Below are 16310 nucleotides of genomic sequence, written 5' to 3'. Positions count from 1 at the left end.
CATCACCTCACCACTCAATACCCCCGCCCCGGATCAAAAATATTCGGCAACGCTTCCCCACGCTCATTCGCCGCAATCAACCACGACGTATGACGGGCGCGTTCCTTGCGGTCCGGAATCGCCGCGCAATGCGGCGTAATGATGATCCCCGGATGCGACCACAACGGTGACTCCACCGGCAACGGCTCGGCTTCAAACACATCCAACACCGCCTGATGCAACTGGCCACTATCCAACGCGGCAATCACATCTTTCTCCACCATGTGCGCGCCTCGCCCCGCATTGATAAGGCTGGCGCCGCGCGGCAATTGCGACAAGGTGGTGGTGTTCAATATGCCCTTCGTCGCTTCCGTCGCCGGCAACAAGCAGACCAACAAATCGGTATTGCCCAGGAATTCGCCAAACTGCTCCTGCCCCGCATAGGACGGCAAACCTTCCAGCTTGCTGGCCCCGCGTGACCAGCCGCTGACTTGAAAGCCCACGCGCGACAGCAATTGGGCTGCCGCCACGCCCAGATGCCCCAGCCCCATGATGCCCACGCGCACATCGGCGGCCACGCGCAGGGAATCAAAAAGCTCCCAATGGCGGCGTGCCTGGTTATCCACAACGCGTTTGATATCGCGAGTCAGCATCAGCGCAGAGGTCAGCACGAACTCGGCCATTTCGGTCTGGGTGCGGGCGGTGACCATGCGCGCGATGGGCAGGTGGCGTGGCAGGTGCGGGTCGGCCAGGATGTGGTCGACGCCGGCGCCGGCGCTGATGATCAGTTTCAGGTTGGGAAAGGTGGCCAGGCGGCCGGCGTCGGGCGCCCAGACCAACGCGTAGTCCACGCTGGCGGGCTCGACGTCTTCATGCCAGCCCACCACGTCCAGGCCGGGCGCAAAGGTGTGGAACTGCGCGCGCCAGGCGTCGATTGCCTGGGGGCCGCCGGAGTTGATGATGAGCCGCATGGGTCTCTTTCCTTGTGTCGAACGCTTCGGGCGCGTCGGGCGTGGCGCACCGTCGGTTTGCGCGCGGCGCCGGTGGTTTATCCACAGGTGCCGCGCCGCAAGATCTTATCAACGTTCGACGGTGCGGTTCCAGCGGGCGTTGAAGGCGGGGCGCGCCTTGTTGACGTCGTCCCAGTCCAGGATCTCGGCGTTTTCCATGTAGCCCTGGAAGCGCTTGAGCGCATCGACGTTGTCGGCCGGCGCTTTCACGTTTTTGTTCGACGGAAAGTGGCCGCCCATTTCCAGCGCCTTGGCCTGCGCGCTGGCGGACAACAGGTACAGCGCCAGCTTCTGCGACAGTTCGGGCTCGCTGTTCTTGGCGATGACGCATTCACCCACCATCAGGATCACCGAGCCTTCCTTGGGCTGCGCGTATTCCACCGGAATGTCGCGCTTCTTCAGGCGCGCGATGGCGGTGGGCGTCAGCGGGAAGATGGCGGCTTCGTTGGACTGGATCATCTCGGCAAGCTTGGCCGAGTTGGGGATGTATTCCAGAACGTTGGGGCCGATGGTGTCGGGCCACTTCTTGAAGCCGGGCTCGTAGTTCTTGTCGTCGCCGCCCTGGATGCGGTTGAACATCAGGAAGCCATGCAGGCCGAAGGTGCTGCTGGAGGCCGACTGGAACACAACCTTGCCCTTGTACTTGGGGTCGGCCAGGTCCATCCACGACGTGGGCGGCGCCCAGCCCTTTTCGGCGAACATCTTGGTGTTGTAGCCCAGGCCGGTCATGCCGATGTCGATGCCGGCCGCCATGCGGTCTTTCATCACGGCGGTGGGGTAGAGCTCTTTCAGAACGGGGTCGTCGTTAAGCTGCTGGCACAGGCCCATGGAAATGGCGCGCGCCATGATGCCGTCGTCCAGGAACATGACGTGCATCTGCGGGTTGTCTTTGTAGGCTTGGGCCTTGGCCAGCACGTCCGTCGAGGTGCCGGGCACGACGACGATCTTCACGTTGTTGGCTTTTTCAAAGGGAGGGAATACGTACTGCGTGAACGCGCGCTCCATGTCGCCGCCGTTCATGCCGACGTACAAGGTTTTCTGATCCGCCATCGCGCCTGCCGACAGCATCATCAACATCGCCGCGCCCAACAACCGCTTCCCCTTGCTCAGGCGCGATGCGCCCTGTTTCTTATCCATCATGGTGACTCCAGCGTTTGCTCACGAACAGGTCCGGGCCGAGCCACGGCGGCGTGAGCGGCCACCGCGTATCGTTCGATGCGAAACGCATCGATAGGAATGGAGGACTGGCCGCGCACGACCAGTTCGGACAACACTTCACCCACGGCGGGGCCAATCTGAAAGCCCGCGCCCGACAGGCCGAAGGCATGGAACAGGCCAGGCGTGGTGGCGCTGGGTCCCAGCACCGGATTGTGGTCGGGCATGTTGCCTTCCACGCCCGTCCAGAAACGGATGACCTGCGCACCGCGCAGCACCGGCAGCAGCTTCATGGCGTTGGCCATCAGCGCCCCCAGGCCAGCGCGGCCGGGGCGTGCGTAGTCCGCGCCGGACGACACGCCGCGCCCGCCTCCGATCACGCAATTGCCACGCGCGACCTGGCGCGCATAGATGCCGCCACCTTGCACGCCCAGGCTGACGTCCATGAAGACGGGCAGCGGTTCGGTGACCATCATCAAGGGATGGATGGCGGTTTCAGGCACGGCTTCGCCAAAGCTTTGGGCGAACTGTCCGGCCCAGGCACCCGCGCAATTCAGCAGGTAGCGCGAGCGCACTTCCAGGCCGTCCGCGCGCACGATGAAGCGCGAGCCATCATGTTCAGCGGTGGTGACGCGCACGCCTTCGCGCACGTCGGCACCCAGCGCGGCGGCGGCTCGCGCGAAGGCGGGCGACACCAACCTGGGGTTGGCATGGCCGTCTTCCGGGCAGAGCGATCCGCCCACCACGTCTTGCCCCAGCCAGCCGAAGCGGTCGGCAAGGTCGTGGCGGCCAAGCAGCCGCAGGTTCATGCCGAAGCCGCGCGTGCGGTCGCGATACGCCTCAAGCAGCGCCATGTCGGCGTCAGACGCCGCCAGTTTCAAATGGCCAGAGCGCACGTATTCGCCGTCGATGCCGATCAGCGCGGGCAACTGGCCCCAGAGTTCGTGCGCGCGCCGCGTCAGGGGCATCTGTTCCAGGCCGCGTCCCTGGCGGCGCACGCCGCCGTAGTTCACGCCGCTTGCGCGCGCGCCGCACAGCGCGGACTCCAACAGCACGACGGGCACGCCCGCGCGGCGCAGGAACAGCGCGGCGCTGCCACCCACGATGCCGCCGCCGATGATGGCCACCTCGGTGTCGATGCGCTGCGTCATGCCGACACCTTTTCCTGGCGCTCCAGGCACACCACGCGCACCGGCACGGGCTTGACCGGCGGCTGGTTGCGCAGGCGCCCGACTTCGGCGGGTGTGCGGCCGCAGGCCTGCGCCAGCACCTCGGCTGTGGCCGCGCCGCACATGCGGCCTTGGCAGCGGCCCATGCCCACGCGCGTCAGCGCCTTCACTCGGTTCATCTCTTGTGCCGCCGTGTCGTGCACCGCGCGCCGCACCGTGCCGGCGGTGACCTCTTCGCAGCGGCAGATGACGGTGTCATCGGCGATGCTTGCCGCCCAATCTTCCGGAAAGGGAAAGGCGCGTTCCAGCGCTGTCCGGATTCGGCTGTTGGCGGCAAGGTGGCTTTCCAACTCTCTCGCGCGCTGGGCATCCACGGGCTGCCCGATGTCTTCCAGTAGCGCCAACGCGGCGCGCTCGCCCGCCAGTTCCGCGGCATCGGCGCCTGCGATTGCTGCGCCGTCGCCGGCCACGTAGACGCCCGGCACGCTGCCGCGCCCGGCGGCGTCACGCCGAGGCGTCCAGTTACGGTCGCGCGCGTTGAATTCGAATTCGCAGCCAACCAGGCTGGCCAGTTGGGTTTCGGAACGCAGAGCCAGGCCATAGGCCAGCGCATCGCATTCCACGCTGTATTCGCGGCCGCCCTGGCGGTAGCTCAGGCCCGTGACGCGCGCCTGGCCCTGCACGGCTATCGGCCGCACGCCGCTACGCAGCGGCACGCCATGCGCGCGCAACCACGCCATGTAGTACAGCCCCTTGGCCAACAGGCCGGGCGCGCGCAGCATGCCGGGTAGCGCCGCCAGGCGGTCGGTAAAGCGCGACGTGTCCAGCACGGCCGCCACCTGCGCGCCGGCGCGGGCGTATTGGTAGGCCACCAAATACAGCAGCGGCCCGGTGCCCATGAACACCACGCGCGACCCGATGGCGCAGCCCTGGAACTTCAAGGCCACTTGCGATCCGCCCAAGGTGTAGACGCCGGGTGTCAGCCAACCGGGAAAGGGCAGCACGCGGTCGGTGGCGCCCGTGGCCAGGATCAGATGCGTGTAGGGCACGGCGGTGCTGACGCCGTCTTGCAGCACGTCCAGCGTCTTGCCTTCCACGTTCCACACCAGGCTGCCGGGGCGGTAGTCCACCTGCGCCAGCATGTCGTTCATGGCGCGGTGCACGGCATCGGCCTTGCGGTGTTCGAATCCATACAACGCGGGCTTTGCGCGTTGGAATCCCGGCGGCGGCTGGCGGTAGATCTGGCCGCCCGCACGGGGGGCCTCATCCAGGATTACGGGCCGCAGGCCCTGTGCCACAAGCGCCTGGGCGGCGCGCACACCGGCAGGGCCTGCGCCGACGATAACGGGCATCACGATGCTCATGCGATGTCGTCCTCGGGCCAGGCGGCCACCGCCAAGGTGCCCGGCACGGCGGCGGGCGGCAGGGGCGTGCTTTGCAGGCGCATGCCGGGTTCGATGAAGGTGGAGCACGCGCGCAGACGCGAACCGTCTTCCAGCTGCATCCAGCAGTCCTGGCACGCGCCCATCATGCAAAAGCCGGCGCGCGGCGCGCCGCTGAATTCGGAATGGCGCAGGCGTTCGGCTTGCGTCAGCACGGCGGTCAGCACGGTGTCGCCCGCCAGGGCCTGGCAGGCTTGACCGTCCAGCATGAAGGGCACGGCGGGCCGGGCCGTTTCGGCCAGGCGTTTCAGTATTGCCATGATGCCGGCGCCTCTCTTTTCGCCATCGGCAAGGGTTTCATTTCTGCCCCACCAGCACGCGGTCCAGGCCATACACGCGGTCCAGCAGCAGCATGGTGACGGCGGTTAGCGCGATGACCAGCGCGGACACGGCCGCCATCATCGGGTCGATGGATTCGGTGGCGTACATGTACATGCGCACGGGCAGGGTGATGGTGGACGGCGCGGTGATGAACACCGACATCGTCAGTTCATCGAAGCTGTTGATGAAGGCCAGCAGCCAGCCGCCCGACACGCCGGGAATGATGAGCGGCAAGGTCATCTGGAAGAACACCGTGGCGCGGCTGGCGCCCAGCGACAGGGCGGCGTGTTCAATCGAGCGGTCAAAGCCGACCAGCGCGCCGATCACCAGCCGCATCACGTAAGGCGTGATGACGACGACGTGCGCGGCGACCAGCCAGGGAAAGCTGCCCGCCATGCCCATCAGCGCGAAGAATCGAAGCAGCGCCACGCCCAGCACCAGATGCGGAATCATCAGCGGCGACAGGAACAAGCCGTTCAACACGTCGCGCCCCGGAAAGCGGTAGCGCGTGATGGCGATGGCGGCGGGCACGGCCAGGCAGACGGCGATGGTGGCCGACAGAAAGGCCAGCCACAGGCTGTTCTGGAATGCCTGCATGAAGTTGGGGTGCTCGAACACGGCGCGGAACCAGCGCAGCGAAAAGCGGGTGGTGGGCACCGTCAGGGTGGTGTCGGGCGTGAATGCCACCAGGCACACGATGGCAAGCGGCGCCAGCACGAACACCACCACCAGGAAGTTGAACGCCAGCGCGAAGGGGCCATTTTTTTGCATGTTGGTTCCTTGGCGCCTTAGCCCAGACTGCGGCGGTAAGAGCGTTCAACAACGCGGTTGTAGGCCATCATGATCACGACGTTGACCACCAGCAGGATGATGGCGATGGCCGCGCCCAGCGGCCAGTTCAGCTCGGTCAGGAACTCGTCGTACACCACGGTGGCCACCATCTTCAGGCGGCGTCCACCCAGCAGGGCGGGAATGGCGAACGAGCTTGCCGACAGGCCGAACACGATCAGGCTGCCCGACAGAATGCCCGGCATGGCCTGCGGCAGCACGATGCGCGTCAGCGTCTGAAAGCGCGAGGCGTTCAGCGATAGCGCGGCGTGCTCGACGGTGGGGTCCAGTTTTTGCAGCGAGGTCCAAACGGGGATCACCATGAAGGGCAGCATCACGTGCACCAGGCCGATGATGACGGCGGTGGGCGTGTACAGCAGCGGCCCCAGCCCCAAGGCGTCGGCGGCGCGGCCGACGACACCGTGCGGGCCCAGCAGCATGCTCCAGCCAAAGGCGCGCACCACCAGCGAGATCAACAGCGGCGACAGCACCACCAAGAGAAAGATGGAGCGCCAGGGCTTGCCCATGCGCGACAGGATGTAGGCCTCGGGCGCGCCGATCAGCACGCAGATCAGCGTGGTCACGCCGGCGATCCAGAAGGTGCGCCAGAAGATTTCGACGAAGTAGCTGTCGGTGACCACCGCCAGATAGTGTTCGAACGTATGGCCCGGCAGGATGCCCGCGCTGTAGTCGAACGGACGGAAGGACAGCACCAGCGTCAGCCCCAGCGGCGTCAGCACCAGGGTCAAAAATACGATGGTCAGCGGGATGGAACCCAGGATGGCAAGCAGGCCGTCGTTGCGGGGCTTGGGGCCGGCCGCGGCGTGAGTCAGCGTTGCCATGTCAGGCGGCCTCTTGCACGGCCGGGGCGGCCGGGGCGCGCAGCACGCGCAACACGCCCTCGGCCCAGTCCAGCCCGATGGCCTCGCCATCGTCATGCGGGCGGCGGCCGTCGTTGGGCGTGAGGATGGTCAGCGTGCCCACCGGCGAATCCAGGTCGTACATCCACTGGCTGCCCAGGAAGTAGCGCGTGCTGACCACACAGGCCAGCTTGCCCTGGCCTGGGGGCACCGGCACCAGCTTTTCCGGGCGCAGCGACAACTGCACGTTGTCGCCATGACGCAAGCCTTCGCCATCGACCAGGACACGCAGCGCGCCGGTCTCGATTTCGGCTTGCTCGCCGCAGCGGGTGACGCGGCCGGGCAGCAGGTTGGTCTTGCCCACAAAGCGCGAAATGAATTCACTTTGCGGATGTTCGTACATGCGGAATGGGGCGTCGACCTGCGTGGCGCGGCCGTCCTGCATGACCACCACGCGATCGCTGATGGACAAGGCTTCGGCCTGGTCATGCGTGACCATCACGGTGGTCGTACCGATCTTTTTCTGGATGCCGCGCAGTTCAAACTGCATGTCTTCGCGCAGCTTGGCATCCAGGTTGGACAGGGGCTCGTCCAGCAGCAGCACGGGCGGGCGGATGACCAGCGCGCGGGCCAGCGCCACGCGTTGCCGCTGGCCGCCGGACAGCTCGCGCGGGTAGCGGTCGGCATGCTTGTCCAGCTTCACCAGCGCCAGCGCTTCGCGCACGCGGTCCTGGCGTTCGGCGCGTTCGACCTTGCGCATCTTCAAGCCGAAGGCCACGTTGTCGGTCACGGTCAGGTGCGGGAACAGCGCATAGCTTTGGAACACGATGCCCAGCCCGCGCGTATTGGGCTTGGCGTGGGTGATGTCGCGCCCGTCCAGCGTGATGACGCCCTGCGTCACGTCCGCAAAGCCGGCAATCATCTGCAAGGTGGTGGTCTTGCCGCAGCCCGACGGCCCCAGCAGCGAGACGAATTCCCCTTTTTCAACGGTCAGGTTCAGATCGGAAACGACGCGCAGGTCGCCGTAGTTCTTCGAGACGTTGTCCAGCCGCAGAAATGACATTTTCCAAACCCCGTCGCCCGGTGCGGGCGTTGTGCCGCCCGTTGATCCGGTTTCCCGGTGCGGCGGCTTATTGATGGGGCAGTCTAGGATTCGCGAAAAGGCAGGGTCAATTAGGGTTTTCCGAAGAATCGAATTTTTTGTTGATACTTTCCATCTGACTGAATTTACTGATAAAAATACGGTTAAATATTTTGATTATCGGAATTCAATAATGAAGAAATCAGAGACAGCGGATGATTCGGGCGGCCAGGGTGTGTTGCAACGGGCGTTCGCCGTGCTGCGCGTGCTGGCCGACGCCAAGGGGGAAAAGCTGCGCCTGACCGACATCGCGGCGCGTACCGGGCAGGCGCAAGCCACGGTGCACCGCGTGCTTCAGGGCTTAATGCAGGAAGGCGTGGTGGAGCAGCCCGCGCAAAGCAAGGGGTATCAACTGAGCGTGGCGTTCTTTGCGCTGGCGGCGGCGGCCGGCACGCACCAGTCCAGCCTGCGCTCGCTATACCGCCCGGCCATGCTGCGCCTGTCGGGCATGTTGAACGACACCATCTTTCTGCTGGTGCGCAGCGGCTTTGACGCGGTCTGCGTGGACCGCGTGGATGGCGCATTCCCAGTGCGTTCGCATACCGGCGATATCGGCGGGCGCGTGCCCCTGGGCATGGGCCAGGGCGGCCTGGTGCTGCTGGCCAGCCTGCCGGAAGCCGAACGCGAAGAAGTCATCCGCTTCAACATCCCGCGCTTGCACCATCTGGGGTTTGTGGACGAGATTTCGATGCGGGTACGCATCAAGGAATGCCTGGAACGGCGATACGCGCGCAGCCAGGGGCAGGGCGTGTTTCCGAACATTGCGGGGCTGGCGGTGCCGGTCTACGACCCCAACGGCGTTACGGTGGCAGCGCTAAGCGTGGCCGCCCCCATTGAACGCATCGACGACGAACGCCTGCCGCTGATCGTTGAAATGCTGCGCCGCGAGGCCGACGCGGTAGGCGCGCAGATCAACCCCTTCGACCCCGCGCTGCGCCGCCCCAGCCAGTACCTGGGCGCGGGCAACGGGGGGTGATGTTGGGGGGTGGGCGTCGGTGGAACCCGAAATGATCCGGCTATATCTTGGCGGGGGGGTGATGGGTTACGCGCGATTGGCGATGGGGTTCTTGTGCAAAGCATCGCGCGCTTCACCCATCCTACGAAGCTCGTAGGATGGGTGAAGCGCGCAAGATTCGCGGCAAGAATGCAGATGACGATCGCGCGCAACCCATCAAGCAACGCCAGAACCCGAAACAACCCGGCCACATTGCCGGGCCTACCGCATCACGTCGGATACGTGCCCGGAAGCAAAATACTGCGATCGCCCACCTCGATATTGCGGCGGCCGCACAGCGCCATCGTGGTATCCATTTCCTTGTACAGCAGCTCCAGCACGCGGGTGACGCCCGCCTGGCCATACGCGCCCAGGCCATACAAAAATGCGCGGCCTATCATCGTGCCGCGCGCACCCAGCGACACCGCCTTCAGGATGTCCTGGCCGGAACGGATGCCGCCGTCCATCCAGACTTCAATCTTCGAACCCACCGCATCCGCAATCGCCGGCAGCGCGGCGATCGACGACATGGCGCCGTCCAGTTGGCGGCCGCCGTGGTTGCTGACGATCAACGCGTCGGCGCCGCTGTTGGCGGCCAATTGCGCGTCTTCCACATCCAGGATGCCCTTGATGATGAGCTTGCCGCCCCAGCGCTGCTTGATCCATTCCACGTCGTCCCAGCTCAGGCGCGGGTCGAATTGTTCGGCCGTCCAGGCCGACAGCGACGACAGGTCGCTGACGCCCTTGGCGTGCCCGACGATGTTGCCGAACGTGCGGCGCTTGGTGCCCAGCATGCCCATGCACCAGCGCGGCTTGGTCGCCAGGTTGATCAGGTTGCGCAACGTGGGCTTGGGCGGCGTCGACAGACCGTTCTTGATGTCCTTGTGGCGCTGGCCCAGGATCTGCAAGTCCAGCGTCAGCACCAGCGCCGTGCAGCCGGCGGCCTTGGCGCGGTCGATCAGGTTGGCCACGAACTCGCGGTCGCGCATCACGTAGAGCTGGAACCAGAACGGCTTCCTGGTGGCTTCGGCCACGTCTTCCAACGAGCAGATGCTCATGGTGGACAAGGTAAACGGCACGCCGAAATCCGCCGCGGCCTTGGCCGCCAGGATCTCGCCGTCGGCATGCTGCATGCCGGTCAGGCCGGTGGGCGAAATCGCTAGCGGCATCACCACGTCATGGCCCACCATCGTGGTGCGCAGCGACCGGCCTTCCATGTTCACCGCCACGCGCTGGCGCAGCTTGATCTTGTGGAAATCGCTTTCATTGGCGCGGTAGGTGCCTTCGGTCCAGGCGCCGGAATCGGCGTAGTCGTAGAACATGCGCGGCACGCGCTTTTGCGCGACGACTCGCAGATCTTCGATGCAGGTGATCGTAGAAAGGTTAGCGGTCATGAGAGGTCTGAGGAGTGAGAGAGGGGCGCCAGCTACGTTTTGTATTCTTGGAATCTGGAGCCGCCGGCTGCGGGCGGCTGCGCCGCAACGCTTGGGCGACAGGCCCTGCGGCGCCGCCCAGTATACGCGCCGAGGCCGGCAAGCGTCGCTTGCCGGCCTCGTTCGCCCCCCCTCTGACTGGGGCTCTACGGCCCCGTCGCCCGAGCTATCGCGGCCAGACCTTGCTGACCGCGCGTATGGTTGCCCACGCCACCCAACGCGGGCTGGTCAGCCGCGCGCCAGGCAAGCGGCGCATCACGTCCACGGCCAGCCCGCCGCGCTTGTGCCACTGCTTCTTGCGCGTCTGGCTATCGGTCCAGCGGCCTTCCAGCCACGGAAATTCGCGACGCCCCGGTTTGTAGACCGGCGGCGTGTTGTAGATCAGGATGTACGCCAGCCGCGGTGACGGCGACGTGTTCGGCCCGGTGAAGTGCAGCGTGCGGGCGTCGTGGACGGTGATGCCGCCCGGATCCAGCGGTTCGGCCACCGCCTGGTCGCGCCGGAAGTCGCCGCAGCATTCCAGCGGATGCAGGCTCTTGTCGCCGCCGGGCGAACGGTGCTCCAGCACGTCCCATTTGTTGGACCCGGGGATGAACTGCATGCAGCCGTTTTCCACGGTGGCGGGTTGCAGCGCCAGCCAGATGCTCAGCTCGTTGTAGACGAAGTCGGGCGAGCGGAACGCCTCGTCCTGGTGCCACGGCGTTTCCGGGCCGAACGGGCCAGGCTTGAGCAGTGCGTGCTCGCCATAAAGCGCCGCCTCTTCGCCCAGCAACTGCCGCGCCAGGTCCAGCGTACGCTCGTGGTAAGTCGTCTTCAGCAGACCAGGGGCATAATGACGCGGATCGTGCAGGCTTGGAAACTTCGCGGGCTTGGACGGGTCGTCGCGGCTGACGAAGTCATACTGCGCACCCTCGTTGTATCCCGTTTTATTCGCGAACAAGTCCAGCAGGGTGCGGCGGATGTAGCCCACCTCATCCTGCGGGCACATGTCCTTCAGGGCCAGGTAGCCCTGATCCCTGTAGCGCGCTGTCTCAGCTTCCGACAACAAACTGGTCTCTTCCATAATGGCTTCTCCAAGCTCTAGTAGCGGGTGTTCCCGTTGGCACGTTTTGACATGAGCACTAACGTATCGCTTCGATGCCCACCGGGCCTATAGACCATCCGCTGTAGCCTTATCCGCCTACTCATCCCATTGGCGGCGCATCATCCGAAGGAAAAATCCATGCAAGACCCTAAAACCGACTCCCCTATCGAAACCGTCCTCGTGTCCGTCAGCGGCACGGTGCAAGGCGTGGGGTATCGCCACGCCACTGTGCGGCGCGCCCACATGCTGGGTGTGACGGGCTGGGTGCAGAATCTGCTGGACGGCACGGTCGAAGCCCTGGTGCAGGGCACGCCCGACCAGGTGGATCACATGCTTGAGTGGTTGCGGCGCGGCCCGCCGGGCGCGTCCGTGCAGGAAATCACGACCCGCCGCGAATACACCGACAAGCGTTACATCCGCTTTGAACAGGTGTAGGCAGGGAGTAGGCGACCCAGCGCCTCGGCGTTAAGCCGTAGTCCGGTCGGCCGAGGAGTTGAGGCCGGGTTGAGACAGTAGTTACGGCGGGGCTGCGACGAGCTTGGTAACCCGGTTCGACGGGAAAATCAGCGGCTGCGCAGCCAGCGCCCGCCGACCTGATTGATGATCAGGCCCGCCAGCACGCCGGCCGCGCCCAGCCACTGCAAGGGCTGCAACTGTTCGCCAAACGCCATGGACGCCGCCCACAGGCCCACCACCGGCACCAGCAACGAGAACGGCGCGATCTTGGCCGCTGGGTGGCGCGTCAGCAAGCGTGTCCACAGCGTGTAGGCCACCAGCGTCGCCAGGACCGCCAGGTACAGCACCGACAGCGCCTCGCCCCAGCCGATGCCGGTGATCATGCCCACCACGGGCTCCCAGCCATCGATCAGCACGGCCAGCAGCAGGAACGGCAGCACCGGCGCGGCGCTGCTCCAGGCAATGAAGGCAAACGGGTCGTAGCCGGGCGCCTTGCGGCTGGCCCGCCGCACGATCATGTTGGACGCTGCCCACATGAATGCGGCGCCCAGCGTCAGCGCAAAGCCCAGCATGGTCATCTGGCCCGGCCCTTCGCCCCGGCCACCCGCAATCACCGCCAGCCCCAGCGCGGCCACGCCCAGGCCGATCCAGTGATGCCGCCGCGCGCGTTCGCCCAGCACGGGCGCCGCCAGCAGCAAGGTGAAGAATGCCTGGGTCTGGATAACCAACGAAGCCATGCCCGCCGGCATGCCGAATTTCAGCGCGGTGAACAGCAGGCCGAATTGGCCCAGCCCCTGCACCAGCCCGTAGGCCGCGATCCACTGCCACGGCAGTTGCGGCCGGCGCACGAAAAGAATCAGGGGAAAGGCAGCCAGCGCAAATCGCAGCGCGCCCAGCATCATGGGCGACAAGCCCCGCATGCCGACCTTCATGACTACAAAATTAAGGCCCCATATGACCACAACCGCCAGCGCGCAGAAATAGTCTTTTCGGGTGAGGTGAGTCGTGGACATGCGGCATTATCGCACCGCCGGAACCAGCCGGCGGCGTCGATGAACACGGGGTTTCAGGGCCAGTTTTCAGCGCTGGCTTTCAGCGATTCTTCAGTGACTTTCAGCGCTTTTCCAGCACCGCCGCGAAGGCCTGGACAGCGCTGTCGATGTCCTCGTCCTCGATGTGGCGATGGGTGACGCAACGCAGGCGCGTGCGGCCCCAGGGGCGCGTTAGCAGGCCTTCGGCTTGCAAGGCCGCCACCCACTGCGTGTTGGTCATGCCGGAGTCGGCGGTCTCGACCTGCACGATATTGGTCTGCGGCACCGTGGCCGACAAGGCCGGCGCCAGACGGTTGATGCCATCGCTCAAGCGGCGCGCGCGCACGTGGTCTTCGACCAGCCGGTCGGTCATCGTCTGCACGCCTTCCAGGCCGGCCGCCGCCATGATGCCCGACTGGCGCTGCGTGCCGCCCAGCATGCGGCGCAGCGTGCGCGAGCGGGCCATCACGGCCTTGCTGCCCACCAGCACCGCGCCCACGGGTGCGCTCAAGCCCTTGGACAGGCATAGCGACACCGTGTCGGCGTACTGCGTGATGTCGGCCGCCGGCACGCCCAGCGCCACGGCCGCGTTGAACAAGCGCGCCCCGTCCAGGTGCACGGGGATGCCGCCGGCGTTGGCCATGCCGTACACCGCGCGCATGTGCTCCAGCGGCAGGACGGCGCCCCCGGCGTTGTTGTGCGACGTTTCCATCGCCACCAGCGCCGTCTTCAGCCGGTGCCCACCGGACAACAGCGCCTCTTCAAGCCGGTTCAGGTCCATCGCGCCATCGGTGCCGGACACGCCCTGGTAGAACAGCCCGGTAAAGGTAGCCGCGCCGCGTTCCGAGGTGTACATGTGGGCGGACGACTCCAGCACCACCTGCTCGTTACGCTGCGTTTGCGCCAATACGGCAAGCAGGTTGGCCATCGTGCAACTGGGCACGAACAGCCCGGCTTCCTTGCCCAGCAGCGTCGCCACGTGGGCTTCCAGCGCGCGCACGGAAGGGTCGCCATCCAGGCCGTCGTCGCCGATCGGGGCGGTGCGCATGCGTTCGTACATGGCCGCCGTCGGATGGGTCACCGTGTCGCTGCGCAGGTCGACGGGAAGGGCGGGATTGTCGGCGGGAGTCCGCTGGGTCATGGGTATCAATGCTGCAAAATCTTGGAAAGAAACTGGCGCGTGCGCGGGGCACGCTCCTCGACATTGCCGAAGAATTCGTCCTTGACGCAGTCTTCGACAATCTTGCCGCCGTCCATGAAGATCACACGGTCGGCAACGCGGCGGGCAAACCCCATTTCGTGGGTCACCACCATCATCGTCATGCCTTCGCTGGCCAGGTCGGTCATAACGTCCAGCACCTCGTTGACCATCTCGGGGTCCAGCGCCGAGGTGGGCTCGTCAAACAACATCACCACGGGGTCCATCGACAGCGCGCGCGCAATCGCCACGCGCTGCTGCTGGCCGCCCGAGAGTTCACCGGGGTGCTTATCCTTGTGCGCCGACAGGCCCACGCGCTCAAGCAGCGTCAGCGCCCGGGCGCGGGCCTCTTCCTTGCCACGGCCCAGCACCTTGGTCTGGCCCAGGCACAGGTTTTCGGTCACCGACAAATGCGGGAACAGTTCAAAGTGCTGGAACACCATTCCGGCCACCGAACGCAGCTTCGGCAGGTTGGTGCGCGGGTCGCCCACCGAGATACCGTTGACCACGATGTTGCCCTTTTGAAAGGGCTCCAGCGCGTTCACGGTCTTGATCAGCGTGGACTTGCCGGAACCCGACGGCCCGCACACCACCACGACTTCACCCTTGCCGACTGTCGTCGTGCATTCATCCAGCACCTGAAAGGCGCCGTACCACTTGCTGACCTGCGAGATCTCGATCATCGGAGGCGTCGAAGATAGTTGCATCGCTAAACCCTATCGCAGCACACGGGTGCGCTTTTCCAGTAGTTTGACCAGGCGGGACGCCGTGAAGCAGATCACGAAATACACCACCGCCACGAATAGATAAAGCTCCACCAGCCGGCCATCGCGCTGGCCGATCTTGGACGCCGCGCCCAGGAAGTCGGTCAACGACAGCACATAGACCAGCGACGTGTCCTGGAACAGGATGATCACGCGGGTCAACAGCGCGGGAACCATGTTGCGAAACGCCTGCGGCAGCACCACGTAGCGCATGCCCTGCCACGGCGTCAGGCCGATCGCCATGCTGGCCGACACCTGGCCGCGCGCAATCGACTGAATCCCGGCCCGCATGATTTCGCAAAAGTACGCGGCCTCGAACAAGGTGAAAGTGATGACCGCCGAATTGAACGCCCCCACGCGCAAGGGCGTGGCCGAGCCCACCACCCAGGCCGCGATGTACGGCATCAGGAAGTAGAACCAGAAGATCACCAGCAGCAGCGGAATCGAGCGCATCACGTTCACGTAGATGCCCGCCGGCACCGACAGAATCTTGAAACGCGACAGCCGCATCATGGCCAGCAGCGTGCCCAGCGCCAGGCCCATCACGGCGGCCAGCACCGTCAGCGTCAGGGTGAACGTCATGCCCGTCTGGAACAGATAGGGCAGCGCGGTCGAAATAACGTCGAAATCAAATTTACCCATCGCGATCCCCTATCGGCTCAGGGCGGCGGTCTTGACCGCGGCCGGACCGGCTTTGCTGGCCGCGCCGATCAAGCCGGGCACCGCGATATGCCGTTCAAGCAGGCGCATGCCCAGCACGACGATACCGTTGAGGATCAGGTAGATCACCGTCGCGGCGGAGAACGCCTCGAAGATGTGAAAGCTGAATTCCTGCATCGAACGCGCCTGGCCGGTGAGCTCCAGCAGGCCGATCGTCAGCGCCACCGAGGAATACTTGATGGTGCCCATGAACTCGGACGTCAGCGGCGGCAGCACGATGCGAAACGCCTCGGGCAGGATGATGTAGCGGTACACCTGCACCTCGGTCAGCCCCAGGGCGGTCCCCGCCTGGAACTGGCCACGCGGCAAGGACTGGATGCCGGCGCGCAATTGCTCGGCCACGCGCGCCGAACCATAAAACCCCAGGCACAGCACGGCAGGCACGAATTGCCCCCACGGCTGCGGCATCTGCTTCATCGCCAGGCCCCAGGCATGCGGCAGCAATTCAGGCAGCACGAAATACCACAGGAACATCTGCACCAGCAGCGGTATGTTGCGAAACAGCTCGACGTAGGTCGCCCCCAGCACGTTCATCACGCGCGACTGCGCCGTGCGCATCACGCCCAGCCAAGACCCCAGCAACAGCGAAAAGACCCACGCCGTCAGCGCCAGCGCCAGCGTCCAGCCCACGCCGATCAGCAGCGTTTCCAGGAAGGTGTGCACGCCGTCCGGCGACATCTCCAGGAAGACGCTCCAACTCCAGTTGTAATTCATGCCCGTGCCCT

The 16310-nt window shown here is 65.4% G+C and carries 17 protein-coding genes; 2 read left to right on the top strand and 15 right to left on the bottom strand.

The window, feature by feature from the left end; all coding sequences use genetic code 11:
* Positions 1-14 precede the first annotated feature (14 nt).
* The 8 genes from M2361_RS19640 to M2361_RS19605 form a co-directional block, all read right to left on the bottom strand.
* Entirely contained in the window at positions 15-950 is a 936-nt protein-coding gene (locus tag M2361_RS19640) for a glyoxylate/hydroxypyruvate reductase A (protein ID WP_259251321.1), read from the bottom strand.
* A 108-nt stretch (positions 951-1058) separates the two neighbouring features.
* Complete coding sequence (locus M2361_RS19635) at positions 1059-2129, bottom strand: ABC transporter substrate-binding protein (RefSeq protein WP_259251320.1); 1071 nt, start codon at positions 2127-2129, stop codon at positions 1059-1061.
* Positions 2126-3295, bottom strand: a complete 1170-nt coding sequence (locus M2361_RS19630) for an FAD-binding oxidoreductase (RefSeq protein ID WP_259251319.1) — start codon at positions 3293-3295, stop codon at positions 2126-2128. Before M2361_RS19630 ends, M2361_RS19635 begins: the two co-directional genes overlap by 4 nt.
* Entirely contained in the window at positions 3292-4677 is a 1386-nt protein-coding gene (locus M2361_RS19625) for an NAD(P)/FAD-dependent oxidoreductase (RefSeq protein WP_259251318.1), read from the bottom strand. The genes M2361_RS19630 and M2361_RS19625 overlap by 4 nt, the downstream gene beginning before the upstream one ends.
* Complete coding sequence (locus M2361_RS19620; RefSeq protein ID WP_259251317.1) at positions 4674-5015, bottom strand: (2Fe-2S)-binding protein; 342 nt, start codon at positions 5013-5015, stop codon at positions 4674-4676. Before M2361_RS19620 ends, M2361_RS19625 begins: the two co-directional genes overlap by 4 nt.
* Before the next feature lie 37 nt (positions 5016-5052).
* The gene (locus M2361_RS19615; protein WP_259251315.1) at positions 5053-5847 is read right to left on the bottom strand and encodes an ABC transporter permease; all 795 of its coding nucleotides are present in this window, start codon (positions 5845-5847) and stop codon (positions 5053-5055) included.
* A 17-nt stretch (positions 5848-5864) separates the two neighbouring features.
* Positions 5865-6746, bottom strand: coding sequence for an ABC transporter permease (locus tag M2361_RS19610; protein ID WP_259251314.1), 882 nt, complete (start codon positions 6744-6746; stop codon positions 5865-5867).
* A 1-nt stretch (position 6747) separates the two neighbouring features.
* Positions 6748-7827: an ABC transporter ATP-binding protein gene (locus tag M2361_RS19605; RefSeq protein ID WP_259251313.1), complete on the bottom strand. Its 1080-nt coding sequence runs from the start codon at positions 7825-7827 to the stop codon at positions 6748-6750.
* A 211-nt stretch (positions 7828-8038) separates the two neighbouring features.
* Between M2361_RS19605 and M2361_RS19600 the strand changes: the two genes are divergently transcribed.
* A complete protein-coding gene (locus M2361_RS19600; RefSeq protein WP_100853674.1) occupies positions 8039-8881 on the top strand; it encodes an IclR family transcriptional regulator in 843 nt (280 codons plus the stop codon).
* A gap of 248 nt (positions 8882-9129) precedes the next feature.
* Here the strand turns inward: M2361_RS19600 and M2361_RS19595 are convergent, their stop codons facing one another.
* Together M2361_RS19595 and M2361_RS19590 are read right to left on the bottom strand one after the other, a co-directional pair.
* Positions 9130-10293 (bottom strand): alpha-hydroxy acid oxidase, encoded by a 1164-nt coding sequence (locus M2361_RS19595; protein ID WP_100853675.1) that lies wholly within the window; start codon positions 10291-10293, stop codon positions 9130-9132.
* 205 nt (positions 10294-10498) lie between these two features.
* Complete coding sequence (locus M2361_RS19590; RefSeq protein ID WP_046804032.1) at positions 10499-11395, bottom strand: phytanoyl-CoA dioxygenase family protein; 897 nt, start codon at positions 11393-11395, stop codon at positions 10499-10501.
* Between the two features lie 159 nt (positions 11396-11554).
* Between M2361_RS19590 and M2361_RS19585 the strand changes: the two genes are divergently transcribed.
* Positions 11555-11851 carry an acylphosphatase gene (locus tag M2361_RS19585; protein ID WP_259251311.1) on the top strand — a complete coding sequence of 99 codons (297 nt, stop codon included), beginning with the start codon at positions 11555-11557 and terminating at the stop codon, positions 11849-11851.
* Between the two features lie 128 nt (positions 11852-11979).
* Here the strand turns inward: M2361_RS19585 and M2361_RS19580 are convergent, their stop codons facing one another.
* The 5 genes from M2361_RS19580 to M2361_RS19560 all read right to left on the bottom strand — a co-directional run bounded on the left by M2361_RS19580 (position 11980) and on the right by M2361_RS19560 (position 16299).
* Positions 11980-12885, bottom strand: a complete 906-nt coding sequence (locus M2361_RS19580; RefSeq protein ID WP_259251310.1) for an EamA family transporter — start codon at positions 12883-12885, stop codon at positions 11980-11982.
* A 100-nt stretch (positions 12886-12985) separates the two neighbouring features.
* On the bottom strand, positions 12986-14044 hold the full coding sequence (locus tag M2361_RS19575; protein WP_259251308.1) for a low specificity L-threonine aldolase: 1059 nt from the start codon (positions 14042-14044) through the stop codon (positions 12986-12988).
* Positions 14045-14049: 5 nt separating this feature from the next.
* Positions 14050-14784 (bottom strand): amino acid ABC transporter ATP-binding protein, encoded by a 735-nt coding sequence (locus tag M2361_RS19570; RefSeq protein WP_050447375.1) that lies wholly within the window; start codon positions 14782-14784, stop codon positions 14050-14052.
* Positions 14785-14817: 33 nt separating this feature from the next.
* Positions 14818-15507 (bottom strand): amino acid ABC transporter permease, encoded by a 690-nt coding sequence (locus M2361_RS19565; protein ID WP_259251307.1) that lies wholly within the window; start codon positions 15505-15507, stop codon positions 14818-14820.
* A 9-nt stretch (positions 15508-15516) separates the two neighbouring features.
* Entirely contained in the window at positions 15517-16299 is a 783-nt protein-coding gene (locus M2361_RS19560; protein WP_259251306.1) for an amino acid ABC transporter permease, read from the bottom strand.
* Positions 16300-16310 lie beyond the last annotated feature (11 nt).

It is taken from the genome of Achromobacter sp. JUb104 (assembly GCF_024806975.1).
GTDB lineage: Bacteria > Pseudomonadota > Gammaproteobacteria > Burkholderiales > Burkholderiaceae_B > Achromobacter > Achromobacter spanius.
The sequence above is the reverse complement of the archived record's forward strand: the minus strand, read 5'-3'. Positions and strand labels throughout refer to the sequence as shown.

Excerpts from the sequence above, each read along its gene's own strand:
- M2361_RS19635 (WP_259251320.1), bottom strand. The coding sequence starts at position 2,129 with ATGATGGATAAGAAACAGGGCGCATCGCGCCTGAGCAAGGGGAAGCGG.
- M2361_RS19630 (WP_259251319.1), bottom strand. The coding sequence starts at position 3,295 with ATGACGCAGCGCATCGACACCGAGGTGGCCATCATCGGCGGCGGCATC.
- M2361_RS19570 (WP_050447375.1), bottom strand. The coding sequence starts at position 14,784 with ATGATCGAGATCTCGCAGGTCAGCAAGTGGTACGGCGCCTTTCAGGTG.
- M2361_RS19565 (WP_259251307.1), bottom strand. The coding sequence starts at position 15,507 with ATGGGTAAATTTGATTTCGACGTTATTTCGACCGCGCTGCCCTATCTG.
- M2361_RS19615 (WP_259251315.1), bottom strand. The coding sequence starts at position 5,847 with ATGCAAAAAAATGGCCCCTTCGCGCTGGCGTTCAACTTCCTGGTGGTG.
- M2361_RS19625 (WP_259251318.1), bottom strand. The coding sequence starts at position 4,677 with ATGAGCATCGTGATGCCCGTTATCGTCGGCGCAGGCCCTGCCGGTGTG.
- M2361_RS19620 (WP_259251317.1), bottom strand. The coding sequence starts at position 5,015 with ATGGCAATACTGAAACGCCTGGCCGAAACGGCCCGGCCCGCCGTGCCC.
- M2361_RS19610 (WP_259251314.1), bottom strand. The coding sequence starts at position 6,746 with ATGGCAACGCTGACTCACGCCGCGGCCGGCCCCAAGCCCCGCAACGAC.
- M2361_RS19605 (WP_259251313.1), bottom strand. The coding sequence starts at position 7,827 with ATGTCATTTCTGCGGCTGGACAACGTCTCGAAGAACTACGGCGACCTG.
- M2361_RS19595 (WP_100853675.1), bottom strand. The coding sequence starts at position 10,293 with ATGACCGCTAACCTTTCTACGATCACCTGCATCGAAGATCTGCGAGTC.
- M2361_RS19640 (WP_259251321.1), bottom strand. The coding sequence starts at position 950 with ATGCGGCTCATCATCAACTCCGGCGGCCCCCAGGCAATCGACGCCTGG.
- M2361_RS19600 (WP_100853674.1), top strand. The coding sequence starts at position 8,039 with ATGAAGAAATCAGAGACAGCGGATGATTCGGGCGGCCAGGGTGTGTTG.
- M2361_RS19590 (WP_046804032.1), bottom strand. The coding sequence starts at position 11,395 with ATGGAAGAGACCAGTTTGTTGTCGGAAGCTGAGACAGCGCGCTACAGG.
- M2361_RS19580 (WP_259251310.1), bottom strand. The coding sequence starts at position 12,885 with ATGTCCACGACTCACCTCACCCGAAAAGACTATTTCTGCGCGCTGGCG.
- M2361_RS19560 (WP_259251306.1), bottom strand. The coding sequence starts at position 16,299 with ATGAATTACAACTGGAGTTGGAGCGTCTTCCTGGAGATGTCGCCGGAC.
- M2361_RS19585 (WP_259251311.1), top strand. The coding sequence starts at position 11,555 with ATGCAAGACCCTAAAACCGACTCCCCTATCGAAACCGTCCTCGTGTCC.
- M2361_RS19575 (WP_259251308.1), bottom strand. The coding sequence starts at position 14,044 with ATGACCCAGCGGACTCCCGCCGACAATCCCGCCCTTCCCGTCGACCTG.